24 protein-coding genes are annotated in these 21,116 nt (G+C 38.9%); 17 read left to right on the top strand and 7 right to left on the bottom strand.

Features of this window, described 5'->3' with window-relative positions:
• Nucleotides 1-48 precede the first annotated feature (48 nt).
• From FTU16_RS05340 to FTU16_RS05365, 6 genes are all read left to right on the top strand, one after another.
• Complete coding sequence (locus FTU16_RS05340) at nt 49-933, top strand: metal-dependent hydrolase (RefSeq protein ID WP_180162854.1); 885 nt, start codon at nt 49-51, stop codon at nt 931-933.
• 161 nt (nt 934-1,094) lie between these two features.
• Entirely contained in the window at nt 1,095-1,685 is a 591-nt protein-coding gene (locus tag FTU16_RS05345; RefSeq protein WP_078189372.1) for a LemA family protein, read from the top strand.
• A gap of 77 nt (nt 1,686-1,762) precedes the next feature.
• Nucleotides 1,763-2,779 (top strand): YgcG family protein, encoded by a 1,017-nt coding sequence (locus tag FTU16_RS05350; RefSeq protein WP_257227098.1) that lies wholly within the window; start codon nt 1,763-1,765, stop codon nt 2,777-2,779.
• The gene (locus FTU16_RS05355) at nt 2,773-3,333 is read left to right on the top strand and encodes a TPM domain-containing protein (RefSeq protein ID WP_180162856.1); all 561 of its coding nucleotides are present in this window, start codon (nt 2,773-2,775) and stop codon (nt 3,331-3,333) included. Before FTU16_RS05350 ends, FTU16_RS05355 begins: the two co-directional genes overlap by 7 nt.
• Before the next feature lie 205 nt (nt 3,334-3,538).
• Complete coding sequence (locus FTU16_RS05360) at nt 3,539-4,027, top strand: pilin (RefSeq protein ID WP_180162857.1); 489 nt, start codon at nt 3,539-3,541, stop codon at nt 4,025-4,027.
• 60 nt (nt 4,028-4,087) lie between these two features.
• Nucleotides 4,088-5,284, top strand: a complete 1,197-nt coding sequence (locus FTU16_RS05365; protein ID WP_180162858.1) for a serine hydrolase — start codon at nt 4,088-4,090, stop codon at nt 5,282-5,284.
• 3 nt (nt 5,285-5,287) lie between these two features.
• On the opposite strand, the gene FTU16_RS05370 is transcribed toward FTU16_RS05365, so the two are convergent.
• Entirely contained in the window at nt 5,288-5,701 is a 414-nt protein-coding gene (locus FTU16_RS05370; protein ID WP_180162859.1) for a prepilin-type N-terminal cleavage/methylation domain-containing protein, read from the bottom strand.
• 207 nt (nt 5,702-5,908) lie between these two features.
• On the opposite strand from FTU16_RS05370, the gene tfpZ reads away from it, so the two are divergent.
• A complete protein-coding gene (gene tfpZ, locus FTU16_RS05375; RefSeq protein WP_180162860.1) occupies nt 5,909-6,643 on the top strand; it encodes a TfpX/TfpZ family type IV pilin accessory protein in 735 nt (244 codons plus the stop codon).
• Nucleotides 6,644-6,687: 44 nt separating this feature from the next.
• Here tfpZ and bfr read toward each other — a convergent pair whose 3' ends face one another.
• The 6 genes from bfr to gmk form a co-directional block, all read right to left on the bottom strand.
• Nucleotides 6,688-7,152 (bottom strand): bacterioferritin, encoded by a 465-nt coding sequence (gene bfr / locus FTU16_RS05380; RefSeq protein ID WP_180162861.1) that lies wholly within the window; start codon nt 7,150-7,152, stop codon nt 6,688-6,690.
• A 257-nt stretch (nt 7,153-7,409) separates the two neighbouring features.
• Nucleotides 7,410-7,604 carry a bacterioferritin-associated ferredoxin gene (locus FTU16_RS05385; RefSeq protein ID WP_078192519.1) on the bottom strand — a complete coding sequence of 65 codons (195 nt, stop codon included), beginning with the start codon at nt 7,602-7,604 and terminating at the stop codon, nt 7,410-7,412.
• Nucleotides 7,605-7,821: 217 nt separating this feature from the next.
• Complete coding sequence (locus FTU16_RS05390; protein WP_180162862.1) at nt 7,822-8,205, bottom strand: RidA family protein; 384 nt, start codon at nt 8,203-8,205, stop codon at nt 7,822-7,824.
• Nucleotides 8,206-8,261: 56 nt separating this feature from the next.
• Nucleotides 8,262-10,367: a bifunctional (p)ppGpp synthetase/guanosine-3',5'-bis(diphosphate) 3'-pyrophosphohydrolase gene (locus FTU16_RS05395; RefSeq protein ID WP_180162863.1), complete on the bottom strand. Its 2,106-nt coding sequence runs from the start codon at nt 10,365-10,367 to the stop codon at nt 8,262-8,264.
• A 218-nt stretch (nt 10,368-10,585) separates the two neighbouring features.
• Complete coding sequence (gene rpoZ, locus FTU16_RS05400) at nt 10,586-10,867, bottom strand: DNA-directed RNA polymerase subunit omega (protein WP_067762989.1); 282 nt, start codon at nt 10,865-10,867, stop codon at nt 10,586-10,588.
• Between the two features lie 76 nt (nt 10,868-10,943).
• Nucleotides 10,944-11,567 (bottom strand): guanylate kinase, encoded by a 624-nt coding sequence (gene gmk, locus FTU16_RS05405; RefSeq protein ID WP_078189363.1) that lies wholly within the window; start codon nt 11,565-11,567, stop codon nt 10,944-10,946.
• Between the two features lie 133 nt (nt 11,568-11,700).
• On the opposite strand from gmk, the gene ispH reads away from it, so the two are divergent.
• From ispH to rimM, 10 genes are all read left to right on the top strand, one after another.
• Nucleotides 11,701-12,651, top strand: coding sequence for a 4-hydroxy-3-methylbut-2-enyl diphosphate reductase (ispH, locus tag FTU16_RS05410; protein ID WP_180162864.1), 951 nt, complete (start codon nt 11,701-11,703; stop codon nt 12,649-12,651).
• Nucleotides 12,652-12,815: 164 nt separating this feature from the next.
• Complete coding sequence (locus FTU16_RS05415; RefSeq protein WP_078189361.1) at nt 12,816-13,277, top strand: GspH/FimT family protein; 462 nt, start codon at nt 12,816-12,818, stop codon at nt 13,275-13,277.
• Nucleotides 13,277-13,789: a type IV pilus modification protein PilV gene (gene pilV / locus FTU16_RS05420; protein WP_078189360.1), complete on the top strand. Its 513-nt coding sequence runs from the start codon at nt 13,277-13,279 to the stop codon at nt 13,787-13,789. Before FTU16_RS05415 ends, pilV begins: the two co-directional genes overlap by 1 nt.
• Before the next feature lies 1 nt (nt 13,790).
• Nucleotides 13,791-14,867, top strand: a complete 1,077-nt coding sequence (locus FTU16_RS05425) for a PilW family protein (protein ID WP_180162865.1) — start codon at nt 13,791-13,793, stop codon at nt 14,865-14,867.
• Entirely contained in the window at nt 14,864-15,643 is a 780-nt protein-coding gene (locus FTU16_RS05430) for a PilX N-terminal domain-containing pilus assembly protein (protein ID WP_180055423.1), read from the top strand. Before FTU16_RS05425 ends, FTU16_RS05430 begins: the two co-directional genes overlap by 4 nt.
• 17 nt (nt 15,644-15,660) lie before the next feature.
• On the top strand, nt 15,661-19,173 hold the full coding sequence (locus tag FTU16_RS05435) for a hypothetical protein (RefSeq protein ID WP_180162866.1): 3,513 nt from the start codon (nt 15,661-15,663) through the stop codon (nt 19,171-19,173).
• A gap of 9 nt (nt 19,174-19,182) precedes the next feature.
• Complete coding sequence (locus FTU16_RS05440) at nt 19,183-19,653, top strand: type IV pilin protein (protein WP_180162867.1); 471 nt, start codon at nt 19,183-19,185, stop codon at nt 19,651-19,653.
• Nucleotides 19,647-20,126, top strand: coding sequence for a type IV pilin protein (locus tag FTU16_RS05445; RefSeq protein ID WP_180024306.1), 480 nt, complete (start codon nt 19,647-19,649; stop codon nt 20,124-20,126). The genes FTU16_RS05440 and FTU16_RS05445 overlap by 7 nt, the downstream gene beginning before the upstream one ends.
• Before the next feature lie 144 nt (nt 20,127-20,270).
• Entirely contained in the window at nt 20,271-20,528 is a 258-nt protein-coding gene (rpsP, locus tag FTU16_RS05450) for a 30S ribosomal protein S16 (protein WP_078189354.1), read from the top strand.
• 17 nt (nt 20,529-20,545) lie between these two features.
• Nucleotides 20,546-21,094 (top strand): ribosome maturation factor RimM, encoded by a 549-nt coding sequence (gene rimM, locus FTU16_RS05455; protein ID WP_078189353.1) that lies wholly within the window; start codon nt 20,546-20,548, stop codon nt 21,092-21,094.
• The last annotated feature ends 22 nt before the right edge of the window (nt 21,095-21,116 follow it).

Genomic DNA, 21,116 nt, shown 5'->3' on the forward strand with positions numbered 1-21,116 from the left:
CTTAGAAATTACATACTGAGATCATGAACCAAATCTTAGGAAGCGACCATGACGCAAGTGACGACACAAAAAACATATCTAAATCGTCCTAAAGCCATTGGCATTACGGTACGTCGAGCACAATTCAATCCTAAAGCGATTCGCCGGCATTATTTTGCCAACTCACCGGTGATGTCGCATTTGTTGACGGCATTGTCATCGACCTTTCCCATTGGTGAGCAATTCTTTGTGCATAGTGTACGCAATGTACGCGATAAAGTCAGTGATGAAAAATTACAAGCTGAGATCGCAGCATTTATTGGGCAAGAAGCGATGCATTCCAAAGCCCATGCTGAATTTAACGATGCTTGGCGCAGTGAAAGCTATAATTTAGATCGTTTCCAAGCATGGCTGGCACGTAAAGATAGCTATGTAAAAAACTTACATCCAAAAATACAGTTGGCAATTACCTGTGCATTTGAACATTTTACCGCTTTGCTTGGTGGCTATATTTTAAGACATCCTGAAGTGCTGAGTACTTTAGATGATGATGCGGTGAAACTTTGGGTGTGGCATGCGATTGAAGAAATTGAGCATCGCGCAGTGGCATTTGATGTATATCAACATGTCTATGGAGATGACAAAATACGTCGCATGATTATGCGCAGTGTGACCACGGGTTTTGCAAGTCTTACGTTTTATTCTGCAACTAAACTATTTATGCAGGATAAGAAAAAAAGTTTGCCAAAGCTGGGCGGAAATATTTTCGGGGCGTATTTATTGGCAAAAATGTTTATTCAACTAGCGCCTGAATATTTGTCATATTACAAAGCAGAATTCCATCCGAGCGAAATTGATTACAGTCAGATCGTGAAATATTGGAAAGAACGCCTTGCTGATGAATATCAAATGGAAAGTTTTCAGACTGAAATTACACCGCAATTGTATAATTAATTCAAAATGTTAAAAAAGCCCGAGTTGTGGGCTTTTTTTAATGCTAAATATTTTTTGAGTAGATCAGTTTAATCACAAAGAAAATACATAATTCATTCGAAAAATAAGGTTAGAATGAATTTATTTAAACAATTACAAATAAATACTTGAGGTTAAGGGTTATGAATTCAATGAAAAAAAGCATGCTCGCAATCGCATTAGTCAGTACGTTGACCCTGAGTGGTTGTGGCTATAACACATTACAAGTCAAAGACGAGGCCGTTACAGCAGCATGGTCTGAGGTGCAAAACCAATATCAACGCCGTGCAGATTTGGTACCTAATCTTGTCAATGTCGTGAAAGGCTACGCGAAACATGAGGAACAAGTACTGACTGAAGTGACTCAAGCACGTGCCAATGTTGCAGGCTTAAAAGTGGATAAGGAAGTTTTGGAAGATCCAGCACTGTTCCAAAAATATCAAGAAGCTCAAGCGCAGATGACCAGCGCACTTTCTCGTTTAATTGCAGTCTCGGAAAATTATCCAGACTTAAAAGCCAATGAGCAATTCCGTGATTTACAGGTACAGCTTGAAGGCACTGAAAACAGGATCGCTGTCGCACGTAATCGCTACATTACTACGGTACAAGACTTTAATGGCTATGCACGCCAGTTCCCGCAAGTGATGACAGCTAAAGTCATCGGTATGGATACCAAGCCTAACTTTAGTGCAGAGCAAAGTGCACAAACTGCACCGAAAGTTGATTTTAATTAATTGGCATCACTGCATTGTGAGGTGGGCTGATGGTGGATTTTGAGCTAAAACATACAGGTTTGTTGTGGTTGCAGCGCATGGTTTTAGCATGCTTATTGTGTGTGGTGGGTTTCACACATGCAGAAACTGCCACCGCTACAGATGTAGATGCTGAAACAGTTGTTGTCGGTAAAATATTAAAAGATCAACATTCAGCTACGCAAAAAGATACAACAGCGCAGCCTGAAATCAAAATTCAGCAGCCGAATATCGCCAATGATATGGCAGATGGCGAGTCGATTCGTGGCTTGCCGACGCTCAATGAACCTGTAGTTGATCAGGCAAACTTACTTTCTGCTGCTGAAAAGCAAGCCATTAGCCAGAAAATTCTACAGTTACACGAACAAGGCAAGGCACAAGTTGGTATCGTGATTGTACCAACCACAGGTCAAGAAGATATTTTTGATTATGCCATGCGTGTTGCAGAAAAATGGCAACTCGGTTCTGCAAAACGTGACAACGGGATATTGATGGCAATCGCCGTGAACGACCGTAGAATTCAAATCCTTACGGGTTATGGATTAGAAGGAATCATGCCCGACATCATCGTTAGTCGCATTATTCGTAATCAAATCACGCCGTATTTTAAGCAAGCTCAGTATGCTCAAGGTATTGATGCTGGCTTAACAGAAATAACTCAAATTTTAAATCAAGACCCTGAAGTTGCCGCTCAAGCAGCCCAAGAGTTAAAAGAACGTCAGGAACAAGCCTTACACGAGCAACAAGCCAAAGAGAAAACGTTTACAACGGTTCTCATCATTTTGGTGATTGGTATTTTTGCATCCTTTATTGTGGGTAAGCGCTTAAGTGCGTCAACTGCTGCTGTTGCAGGTACCGTTGCTGGTTTGGTCAACGGTGCAGGTCTACTCACCAGTCTGTTGATGGGTGGAGCAATTTTCTTTTTACTGATTACGGCTATTGCTCAAACCATTTTTCAAATGTTTCTTGCTGGTGGTGGGGGCGGTGGAGGCCGTAGCGGAGGTGGTGGCTTTGGCGGCGGCTATAGCGGAGGCGGTGGTGGCTTTGGTGGTGGGGGAGCATCAGGTTCATGGTAACGAAAACAGAAACAACAGAAATTGTCACCTGTCCTAAAACACAGGAAATACAGCAACCAAGTTTTAAACGCTGGTTGAAGCACTTCTTTTATATGCCTGCAGCAAACCGGTTTTTTAATAAGCAAGATCAGCAGGCCATTGCACAAGCGGTGACAGAAGCTGAGCATGGCCATGTGGGCGAAATACAGGTGGTAATCGAAGGGCATATTCCTTCGAACCAAGCCTATTATCAAAATACCCGTGCACGTGCTGAACAGCTCTTTGCGGAACTGGGTGTATGGGATACGGAGTTTAATAGTGGTGTTTTGCTGTATTTAAATTTGTGTGAGCGTCAAGTTGAGATTGTGATTGATCGCGGGATGAGACAGGCAACCGATGCCCAAGTGTGGCAGGACATTTGCGCGCGAATTATCCAAAATATGCAAAGCAAACAATACCGAATAGCTTTGGCGGTTGGTGTAAAAGAGATTGGTGAAGTGATGGATCACTTTTATGTAGGGAAGGCTGTAGATCGAAATAATGAAATTGCAAATGCGCCAATAATTCTGCGCTAAAAAAACGGTGATAAAGTGACACAAATCGTCACTTTTAAACACAAAAAGAGACGTAATGATTACAAAAAATAAAAATATTTTTTTAAAGTGCTGTTTTTTCTGTCATTTTCACTATAATAATTCTTGGCACGCTCTGTGCTATTTATAAAACAAGCTACATAGCTTTATTAAATAATTAAATTAAAAAACATTTGTGGAGAATGTTATGAAATCAGTTCAAAAGGGTTTTACTCTTATCGAATTAATGATCGTTGTTGCAATTATCGGTATTCTTGCTGCGATTGCGATACCTCAATACCAAAACTATGTTACTAAGTCGCAAGTTACACGTGTAGTTGGTGAGTTGGGTAGCCTACGAACACTCGTTGACTTATGTCTGACTGATGGTAAAGAGTGTGTATTTAACGTACCTGGTTCAAGCTTATTGGGTGCTGCTGGTGAAGAAGGTAAAATGCCGACTGGCGGTGAGAAAGTGAATGATCTTATGCAACCTACATTAGATTTCACTATGTCGACTGGCGCAGGTACAATTAAAGGTAAATTTGGTGTTGGCGCGAGTGGTAATTTGAAAGATAAAACAATTACTTGGACTCGTGCTGCTGACACTGCCGGTGGTAGCTGGACTTGTGATGCTGGTTCAATTGATACAAAATTTGCACCGTCAGGCTGTCCTGCAAAATCTGGCTCTAAATAAATTATTTTTATTAATAAAGGACCTCCCATATGGGAGGTTCTTTATTTAAAAGAGATGAATATGCGCCGTGAAGTTAAATTATCAGAATTAATAATCGTTACTTTTTTATTTTTTTTGGCAGGTGGTTGTACATATTATTATGTGAATACACTTGAACGCAATAAGCTACGTTTACAGTTGTATCCTTTGCAGGCAAAAATAGAACAACATGCGTTGCAATGTACTGAAAATAGTCCAACTTGGTTGGCGCAACTTTTAAAACAGACCACTTTGTCACACCATGCGCCCAATACCCAAATCGCTTATCTTTCTCCACAAGGGCAATTATTTCATTGTGAAAGTGGATATTTGGGGCTGCCGCTTTTATCTGCCAAAGTAAATGAAAATACACGCTTCCGTTATGCTAGTGTGTCCAAATTATGGACCAGTGATGCAGTTTTAGATTTGATTAAACAAAATAAAATGCAGTTAGATACGCCGATATTAAAACTATTACCCAACATACCTAAACCTGAAGATGTTCGTATTGAACAAATCACGGTAGGCGATTTGTTACTACATCGTGCAGGATTTAATCGTACAGGTTTAATGGGGGATGAAATGTTTAGATCTGGACAAACACCATTTTGTCCATCATCTTTGCAGCGATTGGCTCAAACACAACTTTCATTTGACCCAAACACGACCTATAGTTATTCAAATTTGGGTTATTGTTTGTTGGGAGAGGCTGTAGCAGCACAAACCCAAATGAGCTTCCAAAGTGGAATCGAAAAAAAATATGCTTTGGCAGAAAATGGAATCCAATTCTTAGACAATCAGCGTAAAGTAGATGAGGCGAAATATCTGTATGTTGAAACATCTTTAACGGGTTATGGCAATATTTATACAGCCTTTGATTTTCCTGCTTTAGCATCTTCGGCTGGACTATCTGGAAGCGCCAGTGCATTGGCTTTACAAGTGGCAAAAATGATTGAAAAACCGCAACCGAATATTTTGAGTCAACCAAAATTGGCTTGTGACATCACAAAACTAAGAGATTGTTACGGCTATGCTATGTTTCCTTATCAACAAGATGCAAATAGTTTAAAAGTATATTTCCGAGACGGAACTTTGCTAGGAGCAAGTTCCTTGGTTGTGGTAGATGATAAAGGTGGTGTTGTGACGTTATTGGCAAGTGGTCAAGCTGCTTTAGGTCACGCACAATATGACCAAACTAAAATGTTAATTTATCAAAACTTAAAGCAGCAATATCAGTAAATTTTATTTGCATTGCGTTGGAATGAGATAATTAGGGATTCCAATTGTTTTACAGTGATACTGTCCTGTGGTGCTGCGTATTAAATATATTTCTGCATTATTTTGTAGTGCAGATTTATTTTTTAAGCGACAACTTAAAACTTTACTTTCATCTGTATTGTAGCTAGGCAACGCAATGTCAATTTTGCATAGGGCTGTTTCTGATTTTATGTTTAAATCCGCATAAGTTAGAGTTGAGGGCGAACTTTGAGTAATAATAACTTCATAAGCGGGTTTAATTGAAGAAACTTCATAAAGTGCAGTATTCAGTCTGGTTTTTAAGGTAAAAAAGAAATAGCTTGAAATAGCGAGTGCAGATAGAACACCAACGATGGCGATAACAATCATTAATTCAATGAGGGTAAAACCTTTTTGCATATTTAACTCGAAAGGTGATATTTTTAACAAACTATGCAAAAAACATTCCATTTTAAAAATGTAATAAAAACATAATGTTGTGTTTTGTTTTAGGGCTTATATTAAAAAGTATAGAATTAACTGACAAAAAGTGTCAATCCTAAAAAAATATTAGGATTATTGATTGGTTGTCGTTAAAATCGAGTTTTCTATTTAATCCATTAAAAAATGAACAATCGCATTAAGTTTTTTCTAAGTCATCTATGTATTTCAGTTTTGGTGGCACTTATTGTAATTTGTGTGGTCTTTGTATTGTGGTATCCATCACCACTCGCAAAAGCTGCAGGCGTGACCCATATTTTTTTAATGTTATTGGTTATAGATGTAATTTTAGGGCCTCTGCTTGGTCTTTTGGTTTATAAAGAAGGCAAAAAAACCTTAAAAATGGATTTAACGGTTATTATTTTAATTCAAATCGCGGCATTAAGTTATGGTCTATATAGCATTGCACAAGCACGTCCTGTGTGGATTGCATTCAATAATGATCGTTTTGAACTGGTGCGTAATAATGAACTAAAAACTGAGAATATTACACATGTACAATCACAATATCAGCAACCTACATGGTTACAGCCACAATATGTCGCTGTTAAACAAGCAGTAGATCCACAGGAGCAACAAATTGAGCAAATGGGTGCTATGTTAAATGGTATTTCTTTGGCTCAATATCCTGAGCGCTACATTCCATTGGAACAAGTCATAGAGCAGATGAAAACCAAAGCTCATGCTTTGTCTGAGCTTAGTCAGTGGAATTCTGATATTGTTGTGCAGCAGAAAATTAAGGCATATCCACAGGCAACGGCATGGGTCCCTTTGGAAACATATGGTCTACCAATGGTCGTTTTAATTAATAAAGAGAAGGGTGAAGTGATTAAAATTGTCGATCTTCGTCCTTGGAAGTAAATTTTGAAGATAAAAAACCCGCATCTGCGGGTTTTTTTATAAGTTTAAATCTGACTCTGAATATAATTCTCTACACCGATAGACTCAATAAGGTCTAGCTGAGTCGTGGTCCAATCCAACCATTCTTCTTCTTTTTCTAAGATTTCTTGGGCTAGATCTCGAGTGACATAATCTAACTGTTCTTCTGCTATTTTAACTGCAGTTTGAATGGCTTCAATGTTCTCTTTGACCTTACGTACATCACAATTTAAAACTTCAACGGTATGCTGGCCGATATAGAGCTTACCTAGGTGTTGTAAGTTAGGTAAACCTTCTAAAAATAAAATACGTTCAATTATTTTATCAGCATGCTTCATTTGACGAATTGATTCTTTATATTCCGCAGATCCCAGTTGCTCAATGCTCCAATCGTTAAACATACGTGAATGAAGAAAATATTGGTTGATTGCAGTTAAATGATGATAAAGCACCTGATTTAACTGATTAATTACATCACGATTGCCTTTCATGTCTGACTCCTTAACTGCAATAAAGCTCGAACTAAGCAATATAAATTCGATATTAGAATAGAAATATCTTAAACAACAAAGTGCAAATTAGCGAGTATTTTATAGAACAGCAAATGAAAATCACAATCAAAACAAGGCGCTAATTTTCAGTGCTTTAATAAATAAAAACCCGCTTAGAGTCAGAAGCGGGGGAGGAGGAATGGTCTGAGACCATTGGTTTTATAATTATGATTGTTGAGGAAACTTAAAAATTTAGTTTATGCAGCAATTGCGATACGGGCTGCAATTTGTGCAACTTCATCACTGATGATCATACGTGCTTCAGGAGCACAGCGACCACAACAGGTGCCTAAATCGAGCATATCGCGAACTTCACGATAGCTTTCTGCACCATTGGCAATTGCATCTTTAATGTCTTGATCAGTAATACCACGGCACAAACAAACGTACATGAAATCAAACCAAGTGAATAAATGGGATAAGTAATATTATTGATAATTATTATCGTTTGTCAATAAAAATCATCTAAAAATACTTTTATGCTGATTGAGTTTTTGAATAAAAAATGTCATTTAAGCGGAAATCTGAGTAATGCTCAGATTTCCGTATGAGACTTCTATTCTTTTAGAATTTGATATTCAGTGATGGGCTTAAGCGGTATTTACTAACTTATTGATTAAGAATAACCACACCATCCATTTCAACTAGTGCACCTTTTGGTAGGCTAGCTACACCGAGTGCTGCGCGTGCTGGGTAAGGTTGAGCAAAGTATTCGCCCATAATTTGGTTGACCAATTGGAAGTTAGAAAGGTCAGTGAGGAAAATATTCAGCTTAGCAATATCTGCTAGCGTGCCACCTGCAGCTTCACATACCGCTTTTAAGTTGTCGAATACACGGCGAATTTGAGCTTCAATGCCTTCTACCAGCTCCATGCTATATGGATCTAAGCCAATTTGACCTGATAAATACAAAGTGTCGCCCACTAAAATGGCTTGTGAGTAAGTACCAATTGCAGCGGGTGCATTTTCAGTATGGATTACCTGGCGGGACATCTATTTCTCCTATTATCATCACAGACATATCACATATAATTATGCGTTGTGTCAGGTTAGCTGGCAACTTTCGCAGGCTCAGCAATGGCAACAGGTTGTGCCAAACGACTGATGCGTGGGAAGCCAAAATGCATTCTTAAATTACGGATAATTTCGGCAATTTGTTTACGGTTATGTACAACGATATTCACATAGGTTTTTTCTTCATGTGAGCGGACAGTTTCTACACCTATTTTTTCTTTACGGCATAGATAGATCAGTTCTGAAATTTGCTCATCATTTAACAGCATGTTTAAGCATAAATAGGCTGTAAAACTAATGTCTTCACTGTCTTCTGTTGTCCAGTGTAAAGGCATGATATTTTCAGGATGTAAATGCTGTTCATGCAATAAATTATGACAACGTGAACGGTGCACAATCAAACCACGACGTGATAAATGCCCTTGTATTGGATCACCTAAAACCGGGTTACAGCAGTGCGCATATTTAACGTCGACACCATCTGTGCCCAAGATCAAGCGTGCAGAATTTGAAGTCTGAATAGTATCTTGAGCATATAAATGATTAGCAACCAATTGAGGCAGTAAATCACCCACGGCAATCTGTTCAAACAATTGTTCTTTATCATTTAAATGACGCCAATTCAGCACATTTTCCCAATCTGCTAATGTCAAATCACTCACAGAACGGTTAAAGAGCTTTAATGCACGATTTAAAGCTTGCTGACCAACTAAACGTTGTTCATCTTGGTCTTGGTCACGGAGGATATTTTGTAATGCGCGGCGGGCTTTTTGGGTATTAATAAAGCTTAGCCAGTCAGGGTTTGGTGTTGCAAGAACATCAGTGATAATTTCAATCACTTGACCACTCAGTAATGGTGTTGAAAGGGGCTTGGTTTCCCCATCAATTTTCGCACCAACGGCATGGTTGCCCAAAAATAAGCTTGCTGAATAAGCGAAATCAACCGCTGTGGCACCCTGAGGGAGTTCATGCAAATGACCGTGTGGGGTATAAACCCAAATTTTCTCTTGATGTAGATAATCGAGTAATTCACTAAATGTGGTCTTGGCACATGCGCCATCGACTAACACGTTTAAATTTTGCATGGAGGCTTGGATCGCTGAGCGACAAGCTTGTGGTGCATTTTCACCGAGAACCACACCAAAGCGCGCCGCTTTACGCATCAACTCCGTTTGGATGGTCAGCGATAAAATGGTCTTTTCACCTTTTAAGCGCATCATCAGTGACTGGTTGCCACCTGGGAGTGGGCGACGGATATGATCGGCGTAATTAAGGACTTTAAAGCTTTCTTTGAGGATGTCAGCAAGTCGGTCACAGTCTGCGATGCTTTGTAAAATAATTTCAAAGGCATGACTATGAGTGAGCTCTTGCAGATCGATATCGTTTTTTACGAAGTGGCGAAGTAATTCAATATTATTATTTTTCTTTTTAATTCGACCTGAAATATGGTGCTGTTCAAGTAGGGTGGTAAGGTTGTTTTCCCACTTGGTTTGGTATTCGCAGCGTTTCGGTTTGGTTTGTAATAAAGCTTCTTGAACATTGTTATACATATCTAAGTCGAGATTTTGATAACACAAATGTTCAAGGTTGTCGGCCATTTCATTCATACCGACAAGGCGTGCCATAGGCACAAAAATTTCAAAAGTTTCTTGGGCAATACGAGCACGTTTGTCAGGGCGTAAAGCACCCAGTGTGGTCATATTGTGATAACGATCCGCAAGTTTAATAATAATGACACGTGGGTCTTGTAGGGTGGCTTGCAAAATTTTACGGAAGGATGCAGCTTTATTATATTCTTTATCACTAGAATGGCTGAGTTTGGTGACGCCGTCGACGAGTTCAGCAACGGTCAGACCAAATTTTTCAGTAATATCTTGTTTAGTAAATTCAGTATCTTCGATGACATCATGTAGTAAAGCGGCCATTAAAGTTTCCGCATCCAGACGCATATGCGCCAAAATACAGCTCACCGCAATCGGGTGAAGGATGTAGGGTTCGCCACTTTTACGCGTAATACCATCATGGGCAATATCCGCATAGTCGCAAGCTTCAAGCACGCGTTCGACATCACTTACTGAAAGGTAAGCGTCGATTATCACATTTAACTGTTGCTTGGCTTGGCTGACCATTGGGCCTGGCATAGAACACCCTTTTACTACTGATTTACAAATGAAACGGTTAATACTTTAATGAAATGCATATTGCATGACTTGTCAATTTTTTAGTTTAAAAAAATGAAAATCTTTTTCGCTTGCTTTGCACTTCTTAAGCTTATGTTATAACTGTTCTGAGTGAAATATTAAAGAGAATCCATAAAAAAAGCCTAGTTAAAAACTAGGCTTTTAAGGTCAGGTTTATCTTATTGGAAAGAAAAACCGTCTAAGTTTAGGTTATTTGCAGAAAGTGCAAGGTCTAAACTTGAAGTTTGGTAGTCTTGTTCACGTTGTTTCAAAATGTCTTTAGAAACGTGACCCGCTGCGATTTCACGAAGAGCAACAACGGTTGGTTTGTCATTGTCCCACTCAACAGTAGGTTCGATACCTTGACGTGCCAATTGACGCGCGCGTTTGCTTGCCACTAGTACAAGCTCAAAGCGGTTGTCTACATGGTCTAAACAATCTTCAACGGTTACGCGTGCCATAAGAATTCTCGTTTGAATATAAATTTTTAACAGACTGTGCAGTATAAGGTGCTTTGTCTATAGACTCAAGTTTTAATCACTGTTCTGTAGGGGTGATTAATTTCTCAATCAGTTTTTCATGGCGCATGGCTTGTTGTTTTAAAACAAGACGATTGGCAATAATCACAGACTCTAAGTCATGCAGTGCTTTATTAAAGTCATCATTAATAATGACATAGTCAAAATTAACATATTGCTGCATATCTTCTACGGCACAGCTGAGACGATGTTCAATCACTTCAACAGAGTCTGTACCACGATTGGATAAACGTTGACGTAAATCGAATTGACTCGGAGGAAGAATAAAAATTTGTCTAGATTCAGGAAAAAGTTTACGAACCTGTTCAGCACCTTGCCAGTCAATTTCAAGTAAAACGTCATGACCTTTGGCCAATTGTTCTTTTACTGTGCGCTGCGCAGTACCGTAATAATTACCAAAAACTTCTGCATATTCAATGAAGCCGCCTTCATTCACCAAAGATAGAAAATCTTCTTTTTTAGCAAAATGGTAATGTACGCCGTCTAATTCGCCAGGACGCTGACCACGAGTGGTATGAGAAACAGAGACATGTAAATTGTTTACACGTTCAAGCAGGGCTTTAACGAGGGATGTTTTGCCCGTTCCCGAAGCAGCAGAAACGACAAACAAGAGACCCGACATGATATTTTTCCTGATATGATAAAATATCTTCTCTATTTTAGAGTAGACGCGCGCCAAACAAAATAGTCAGACGTCTATTGTTTACATTTATTTCAAGTGATACCCGTAAAATTGAGTGGGCATTGAGGATTCTATGGAAATTGTTTTAGCTAATCCACGCGGTTTCTGTGCAGGTGTTGATCGCGCCATCGCGATTGTGAACCGTGCACTGGAATGCTTTAACCCCCCAATATATGTGCGTCATGAGGTAGTACATAATAAATTTGTGGTGGACGACTTGCGTCAACGCGGTGCGATATTTGTGGATGAACTGGATGAAGTGCCAGATGATAATATCGTGATTTTCAGTGCGCATGGTGTATCTAAAGCGGTACAACAAGAAGCTGAGCGCCGTGGGCTAAAAGTATTTGATGCGACGTGCCCTTTGGTGACCAAGGTACATATAGAAGTGACCAAGTACGCACGTGAAGGCGTGGAAGCGATTTTGATTGGTCATGAAGGTCACCCAGAAGTTGAAGGGACAATGGGTCAATATGACACCAAGAATGGTGGCTCGATTTATTTGGTTGAAGATGAACAAGATGTTGCTGATCTAAAAGTGGTGCATCCTGAAAAAGTAGCGTTTGTAACTCAGACAACGCTTTCTATAGACGATACAGCAAAAGTCATTGATGCCTTACGTCAGAAGTACCCTGAAATTCAGGGGCCGCGCAAAGATGATATTTGTTATGCCACTCAAAACCGCCAAGATGCCGTACGTGATCTTGCCGAACAATGTGATGTTGTATTGGTCGTTGGTTCACCGAACTCTTCGAACTCGAATCGATTGCGTGAGTTGGCTGAACGGATGGGTAAGCATGCGTATTTGGTAGACAATGCAGATCAGTTGCAGCAAGAATGGTTTAATGAACACACTAAAATTGGTGTAACTGCAGGAGCATCTGCACCTGAAATATTAATTAAACAAGTAATTCAGCGTCTACAAGATTGGGGGGCAAAAGCACCGCAAGAGTTGGATGGTCGCGAAGAAAATATTACATTTAGTTTGCCAAAAGAGTTACGTATTCCTGTAACTCAAGCATAAAGTGTTAATAACTTAACATTCTGAATTTTTTTAAGAATTGACAGATAATTGCTTTTTGGCAATTATCTGTTTTTTTATGCCTTTTATCCTTATTTGTGTTTGTTTTGTAATTTAATTAGATATTATTTTTAATAGGGTAAAGTTTGGCGCGCCTTGGGGGGAGTATGCAGAAAAATAATGGATTTACGTTAATTGAGCTGATTGTGACAATTGCTGTGATAGCAATTATTGCGGGAATGGCAGCGCCATTTATGAATAATATGCTTTTAAATCAGAATCTAAATAAAAGTACGAATACTTTAATCTCGGTAATGAATGAGGCAAGAGCTCAAGCTGTATTAAATCGTCAAAATGTAGAGGTTGATCTTTCATTAAATACTGTTACCCCGAGTAGCGCTGAAAAAGAAAAAATGAGAGAAAAGCTTTTGTTTGGGTGGAGTCCTTCTGGTAAATCTGAATTAAAAACATCAGTTAGCCCTATTGTATTTGATATGACAGGAAGAGTGAGTAGTTCAATGACTGACGTAGTCATTGAAGTCTGTAACGAAAATTCCGGAGAGAAATCAAAGATAATTACGATTTCAAGAATGGGGATAATTCAACAAATTGTAGAGGGTACTTGCTAATGCATCATTACATATCAGTACAGAAAGGTTTGGGATTGATGGAGGTCCTAGTCGCGCTATTAGTGCTAGCAATAGGCGTGCTTGGATTTATTGCATTGCAATATCGTGCAATTGAGGCATCGGCTGAAAGTACCTATCGAGTAGAAGGCATGAGTTTGGCTCGTGATTTTGCCGAGCGCATTCGTGTAAATCGGGGTGCTTTGGAAAAATATAAGTCTGAAATAACAACGCCGGCTGAACAAAAAACGTCTACTAAAAACTGTTATCAGACCGCATGTGATGCAGATGAAATGGCTGATTTTGATGTTTCTGAAATTGTTAAAAAAGCACATGAAAAAGCTATGGCAGTAAATTTGATTGATTGTCAGGGGAATGATGATGGTCGTGCATGTATATATGTCGCGTGGGGGGAGACAAGCCCGACGAATGAAACGGATGCAGGGGCTGGTGGATGTACTAACTCGACTTCTTATGATCCAAGTTCAACATGCCTGATCATGGAGGTGTACTAATATGAAACTTCAACATGGTTTTACATTAATTGAGTTAATGATTGCATTAGCATTGGGTTTGATTGTTTCTGCTGCAGCAATATTGATGTTTATTACGGCTCAAAAAAGTTATGCTTTACAACAAGGTATGGCTAATTTGCAGGATAATACCACTTTTGGTTTGAATTATATTACTGACGAAATTAGATCTACTAATTTAAACAATATTAAATCCATCATAAATGACGAAACAACATATGGAGGAATAGTATTTACATCTGCTGCAAATGCACGAACTATTCCTGCAACTGATACCGTACCCAAAAAAGTATTTAGTAATTTATATCCAACATTAATAGGCGCTAATACGGCGGAATCTTTTTTGACATCTAGTGGGATTCATTCATCTAATGTCTCTTGTGCTGATGTAATAGATAATGGTTGTGAGTCGGGTGATGTGTCTAGTGATCAATTAGTTATTCAATACAAACCTCAATATGTCACAGATGATAAAGGAACAACAGTTACATCAGATGATATGTGGTTTGGGGGATACGATTGTGAAGGTAATAAAATTGAATTTTTAAAAACAGAACCTGCAAAGCGAATTATTGTACAGCGCTATTTCTTAAGGGAAGATACCGATAAAGGTACTGAACCAAATGAATCACTTTCTTTAGCTTGTGATGCAGGGTGGTATTGGGAGTCTTATAAAAATAGCGCTTCTGCAGACGTCAATCCAACAGTATTAACTGATTTTGGTGGTCAGGGTGAAATTATAATGAAACGAGTTGACCACTTTCGGGTTTTATTTGGGATTCATACGAAAAATGGTTATGAATATATTTCTCAAGAAAAATATATGGATTTAACAGAAGAGCCTAAACCACGAATTTTATCTGTTCAGTTAGGGTTATTAGGCCGTTCGACTCAAAGTGTTGGGAGTGATTCTGCTTTTAAGGATGATCAAGAGTTTAAAATTTTGGATCAAACTGTCGTTGTTAAAACGCCAACAACTAATTCATCTTCTAAGTACGTAAGACAAGTTGTTTCGCAAACGATTGCGTTACGTAACACGTTTGGGGAGCGAGGAAAATGAAAAATCAAAATGGTGCAACCTTGATTGTTGTATTGGTACTTTTATTGGCGATAACTGTAATCGGGACATTAGCTATAAAAAATAGTGTAGTGGGTTTAAGCATTGCTACAAACAGCCAAGCTCAACAATTACTTTTACAAAATGCTGATTCAGCTTTTTTTAGCGTGGAAAAAGAAGAGAACTTAATTCAAAGTTTAACCACGAGTGGAATGTTTGGTTATATCAGTGGGGCTGAAAATAAAGATAAAGAATTAGTATTTTGCTATAGAGGTGATAAGGCGGACTTTTTTGATATTAATCGTGCCAGCATTATGCAATGGGAAGGTGGACAGTCAAAACCAACAGCAAATGCAATGGGAATGGATGGTTATTGCAGTACATCAACATCTGCTACAAGCAACTTTTTTACGAGTGGTCGTAAGGCTGTTATTACTCAAGTTGCTGTGAAATATTCAACTCAGTCTGATGCGGATCCATTTTATGGAATGCAGTTCGGTTCTGATGAAAAGGGTGTGAAGTTTGAAAAAAGTAAACCAGTGAAAGTGTTCGCTGTTTCGATTATGCCTGCGCTCAGCACAGCAGATCGCTCGAAAATTGATACTTGTTTTAATGCAAGAATGAATGAAGTTTCCATACCTGATGGTACGACAAAACCATCTAAAGTTGATCCCATCGAGGATGATCCAACTAAAAGTGTGACGGAATGTTTGTCGGGGTTAAATGTTCCATATACTTCACATGCGACTGAGTATGTGATTGCACAAGATTTTACGTGATTTGGGAGTAAGAAAAGATGAAAAAGATTGAACAGAATGCGATAAAAAAATCCTATCGTCAGAAAATTCTTGCGACCAGTATCGCAGCAATTTATACGGGTCTAGTAGCATCAAGTGTAGCGCAAGCAAGTGATATTGATATTTATCAGGAGGCCAAGTCGGGTGATATTACCTTGATGTTTGTGCTTGATATTTCGGGCAGTATGGGTAATTCTGATTCAGGAACAACAGGAAGTAGGATTCAACGTTTAAAAATTGCAATGACCGATTTATTGCAAGGGAATACAACAAAAAAAATATTGCCAATTAGTGACGATAAGGTAATTGGTATCTCCACTTTAGGGGCTAAGTATAATAATAATAATTATAATACTGGTGCAGTATTAGTTCCAGCAAGACGGTTAGACTGCGTATATGGTGCGGTTGGTTGTTTTAATATGCCTAATAATGGGAAAACCCATAGGCAAATTTTGATCGATCAAGTAAATAGTCTTACAGCTTCTACTAATACACCAACCTCTCGTTCATACAGTGAAGCTATAGCATATTTAATGGGGGAGACAACTTCTGGCACAACTGGAAGTGGTTACGCTTATTCAGATGATACAACAAAAAATGCTGCGACAAATAAATACCAAAAGCCTGCATCACTAGTGCAAACAGATGCAATAAAAAAATGTAGTGGTCAAGGTGTCTATATTTTGACTGACGGTGACCCTGTAAATGATAGCAGTCCTAGAGCTCTTATGAAAAAGGCACTGGGTGCTTATGGTAATGCTTTTACATGTACGGATAATAGCACTTGGGCATGTAGTCATCAGCTGGCTGAGACATTATTAGACCCGACTAAAAATCCAGTTAATTTAAAAATTAAAACTGCGATGGTTGGGTTTGGTAATTCTTTTAACTCTGTACCAAGTTTTGATAAGGCTAAAACTCGTGCTGAAAATTTGGCAGCGGTGGATGCTTCCAATGCTAGTACGAACCAAAAGAATGCGGCTAAGTTAGGAATTATTGGTGAGGGTGGGTGGTATTCGGGAAAAAGTTCTGAGGATATTGTAAATAGTGTTAATGCCTTTTTAGGTGACTTAGGAGTGGCAATACCAACTGTTACGACGGGCTCACCTTCTGTTCCGCAAGACGCTTTAAATCCATCAGTTATTCAAAATTTTGCATATTATCCTCAATTTCAACCAACCCCAGAGAAAAGCTTTCAACTTTGGGCCGGTAATTTAAAAAAATATGCAGTCATTGACGGTGTATTAAAAGATAAAAATAAAAATAAAATTTTGGATGATGATGGTGCGATTAAAAATAATTATGATCTGTGGGCCGCATCAGTTGTTGACGCAAATAAAGAAAGTGATGAGTTTACAGAGGGCAGCACTAAGTTTGCATTGCGTGGAGGAGTGTTTTCTCAACTAAAATTAGGGTTTAGTGCGAGTGATAACACTAAAGAGCAACGTAAAGTATTAACAAATCGAGATGTAAATTCAGGTGTTTGGAGTGGTGGGACTAAACTTAGACAGGTCACTCGGGCTGATCTAACAAATAGTGTCTATAAAGCCGATAATGCAAATAATAGTTATCTTATGGCTTTGCTTGGCTATAACGTAAATGATTTAAACAACCCAACATCAACAACTTTAAATAAAGAGTTACGCCAAATCGGTGCAGTAATGCACTCATCTCCTTTATTAATTACGAATAAGGGTAAAATTGCATACGATAAAGATGTTAAGCGACTCAGTTCTGAGGGGCGTGAAGATTACATTTTATTTGGTACTACACAAGGTGTTTTACATGTCGTTAAAGCTGGAAAACAACGTTTAGAAAATGGCGATATTGTAGTTGGTGATAAAAATGGATCTGGAAGTTCTGATGCAGGTGGTGATGAAGTATTTACATTTGTGCCAAATGAAATGATTGAAAAGCAAAAAAATGCTTTTCTAAAATATGATTCTACAAATGGCGGTGTTAATAATCTTTATTATGGTATAGACGGGCCGTGGACGGCTTATACTGAATATGTGGTAGATGATAATGGTTACCTGACCGTTGGTTCTGGAAAGGGAACACAAAAAGGCAGACAGATGGTTTATGGTGGGCTGCGTATGGGCGGAAATAGTTACTATGCGCTAGATCTGCAAAATATGAGCGATCCAAAGCTGAAGTTCCATATAGATCCAGAAAAGCAAAAAGTTTTCTACAATAATTCGTCAAAGTCATTTAATCAACTTCAACATATGGGACAAAGTTGGTCTAAACCAGCAATTGGTTGGATTAATTGGAAGGACTCAACAGGAAAAACGACTCGTAAGCAAGTAATGTTTGTTGGTGGTGGTTATGATGCAAAAACTGGGACAACAGCATGTAATACTGGTACAGATACGACTTCCAAAAATGTAGGTTATGAATGCCCTAAATATGCACCGACAAGCTCTGCTCCAGCAAAAGGGGCTGGTGTTTATATGTTTGATGCACAAAATGGTGATTTATTATGGTGGTCGAGTGCGAGTGCTACAACTAGTACAGCAGTACCTTTAGCATCTAATGTATCAACAATGATTAATAGTGTTGTTAGTGAGATCCGAACTGTTGATCGCGACGGTGATGAACTCATTGATAATATTTACTTTGGAGATTTGGGTGGTCAAGTATTTAGGGTTGATTTAGACAATAAAGCAACGGCTCTAGGCAATATTGTTAAAAAGCCTGTTCGATTACTGAATTTGAGTAAAACTGGTGGGATGAGTCCACGTTTTTATGATATGCCAGCATTTTCATTATATAGTGACCAAGGTGATGTTTTTGCACTTATCAGTATTGGCTCTGGAAATAGAAGTAAGCCGTTGCAGGATTATGCCTCAGGTGCAGATTATGAAGCGGTTTATAATGTTTATGATAAAGATGTTGCTAATAAAAATTTGATGTCATTATCTGCATATAGTACACAAGATATTATAAGAACAAATCTTGTTGCGATTACGGATGAGGATCGTAAGGATGATACTACGCTTAAAGCACCTTATGCTTCGACAAAAGGTTGGTATTATGAATATAAAAACTGTTCTGGTTCAGACTCATGTAATAACTACAAATTTCAAAGTGAGAAGGTATTTGGCACCCCAATCGCAATGAATTACGTACTTTACGTAACTACTTTTGATGGTTCCCGTCCAGGTATTTCTGGAGATTGTGGTGCTGGTGTCAAAGGTGAAAGTTATCTTTCGCGTTTATGTTTGCCATATGGTCAGTGTGATAAAACAAAATTTGGTACTGAATGGTATGGTAAAGATGAAATAGGTGTAGGTATTCATACAGGCACAGTTGTCAGTGTTGATGACGGGTCTGGTAGTGGAACTGGCGGTGGAAATGGTGGTGGAAATGGTGGTGGAACTGGCGGTAGTGAAAACAATTATTGTTTAAGTACTGGGGCTCGAACTATTTATAATGGTATGGGTGGTAATCCAGGTGAAGCGAGTAGGATTTGTTTAATTCCTCAGCGTTGGTATGCCAAGTTACAATAGGTGGGCGGTATGTATAACAAAAATACGTTATTGGCTCAAAAAGGTTTTACTTTAATTGAGTTGATGGTTGTCGTTGTCATCATTGCAATACTTGCAGCTATTGCTATTCCTAGTTATCAAGCTTATGCAAGAAAATCTTTAGCATCGCAAGCACAACAAACGATGAAACAAATCGCTGTGGATTTGGAGAAGCATAAAACGCGTAATTTTAATTATTTAAATTTTAATGCTTCATCCAATTTGTTGGTTGTGCCTAATGGTGCGACGGGCACTGATATTAAATATAATATTAGTGTTCGAGATGGAGCGAATACAGCAAATACTTTAAGTAATTCATCTTCTACCGGGCAAAGTTGGGCAATTATGGCTACATCAACTGATGAGAGAAATAATAGTTATGTAGTCACAAGCACGGGTGTACAGTGTTTTAAGCAAGGGAAGACAATAGGTTTTGATTGTTCCGGAGCAGAGTCATGGTAAGAAAAAATGGCTTTACACTTGTTGAATTGATGATTGTTGTTGCGATAGTTGGAATACTTGCAGCATTTGCATATCCCTCATATCTTCAATATGTGAAAAAAACTAAACGTACTGATATGCAAGCAAATATGTTGCAAGTTGCTGCACAAATTCAGCGCTTTAAAATTGCTAATTTTAAGGTAACAGGTGCAACTATGACTGATATTGGTATTAAGACTACATACCCGATTCAGGGCAATCCTTTGTATATGTTAGAACTGCAATGGCTTGATGATAGTGGAGTTATTGATACATCCTCACCCTTAGGTTCAGAAAGGTGGTTATTAGTTGCTACACCAATTGCAACTTCAACTCAGCACCTTGATGGGCATATTGCACTAAATTATAAAGGTGAGCGGTGTTGGACTGTTGGTACAGATAATTCTGGTACTGCTTGTACTCCATCTGCCACCTCTAACTGGGACGGTAAATAACCTCAAATTCAAAATTGTGGATAAACACTTTTTGATCTTTCATTCAGGGCAAATTTCACGTAAAATATTGCCCTCTATGAAAGGGGTTTGAAATGTATCGATGGTCGGTACAGGGATAATCCGTAAAAACTATAAGGTTCTATCATGGTTGTTATTCGTCTTGCACGCGGTGGTGCTAAAAAACGTCCGTTCTATCAAATCATTGTGACTGATAGCCGTAATGCACGTGACGGTCGTTTCATCGAACGTATCGGTTTCTTCAACCCTACAGCTCAAGGTAAAGCAGAAAAACTTCGTTTAGATGCTGACCGTTTTGCTCACTGGGTTTCACAAGGTGCTCAACCTTCAGAACGTGTTGCTTCTTTAGCTGCTGAAGCTAAGAAAGCTGCAGCTACTGCTTAATTAGTAGTAGGTTACCCATGACACCAACACAGAATGTTCCCGAAGATCGTATTCAGATTGGACAGCTACGTTCAGCATATGGATTAAATGGGTGGCTCTGGGTCTATTCCAATACAGAACCTATGAGCAATATTTTTGACTACCTCCCTTGGTACATTGAGACCAAAGCAGGTTGGCAAACAGTAGATGTAAAACGTTGGAAACCACATGGCAAAGGCTTGGTTGTTTCGCTAAAAGGTGTGAGTGATCGTACCGCGGCAGATAACTTGGTTGGCGCAAATATCTGGATCTCTAAATCGCAACTGCCTCAAGCAGGCGTGGACGAGTATTACTGGTCAGATTTGAAGGGCTTAACAGTGTTAGGTCTTGGAGAAGATGAGCAAGAAGTCAACCTCGGTCAAATCCACGAATTGTTTGAAACAGGTGCTAACGACGTTATGGTAGTTCGCGCTACTGCTGACAGCGTCGATAGCGAAGAGCGAATGATTCCATGGCATAAAGATGTGGTACAGCGTGTTGATCTCGAAGCTGGTCGTATCTACGTAAATTGGGGCGTAGATTATTAATCCTTTAAGGATTGACGCAGCA

The sequence above is a fragment of the Acinetobacter sp. YH12069 genome (genome assembly GCF_013419675.1).
Lineage (GTDB): Bacteria > Pseudomonadota > Gammaproteobacteria > Pseudomonadales > Moraxellaceae > Acinetobacter > Acinetobacter amyesii.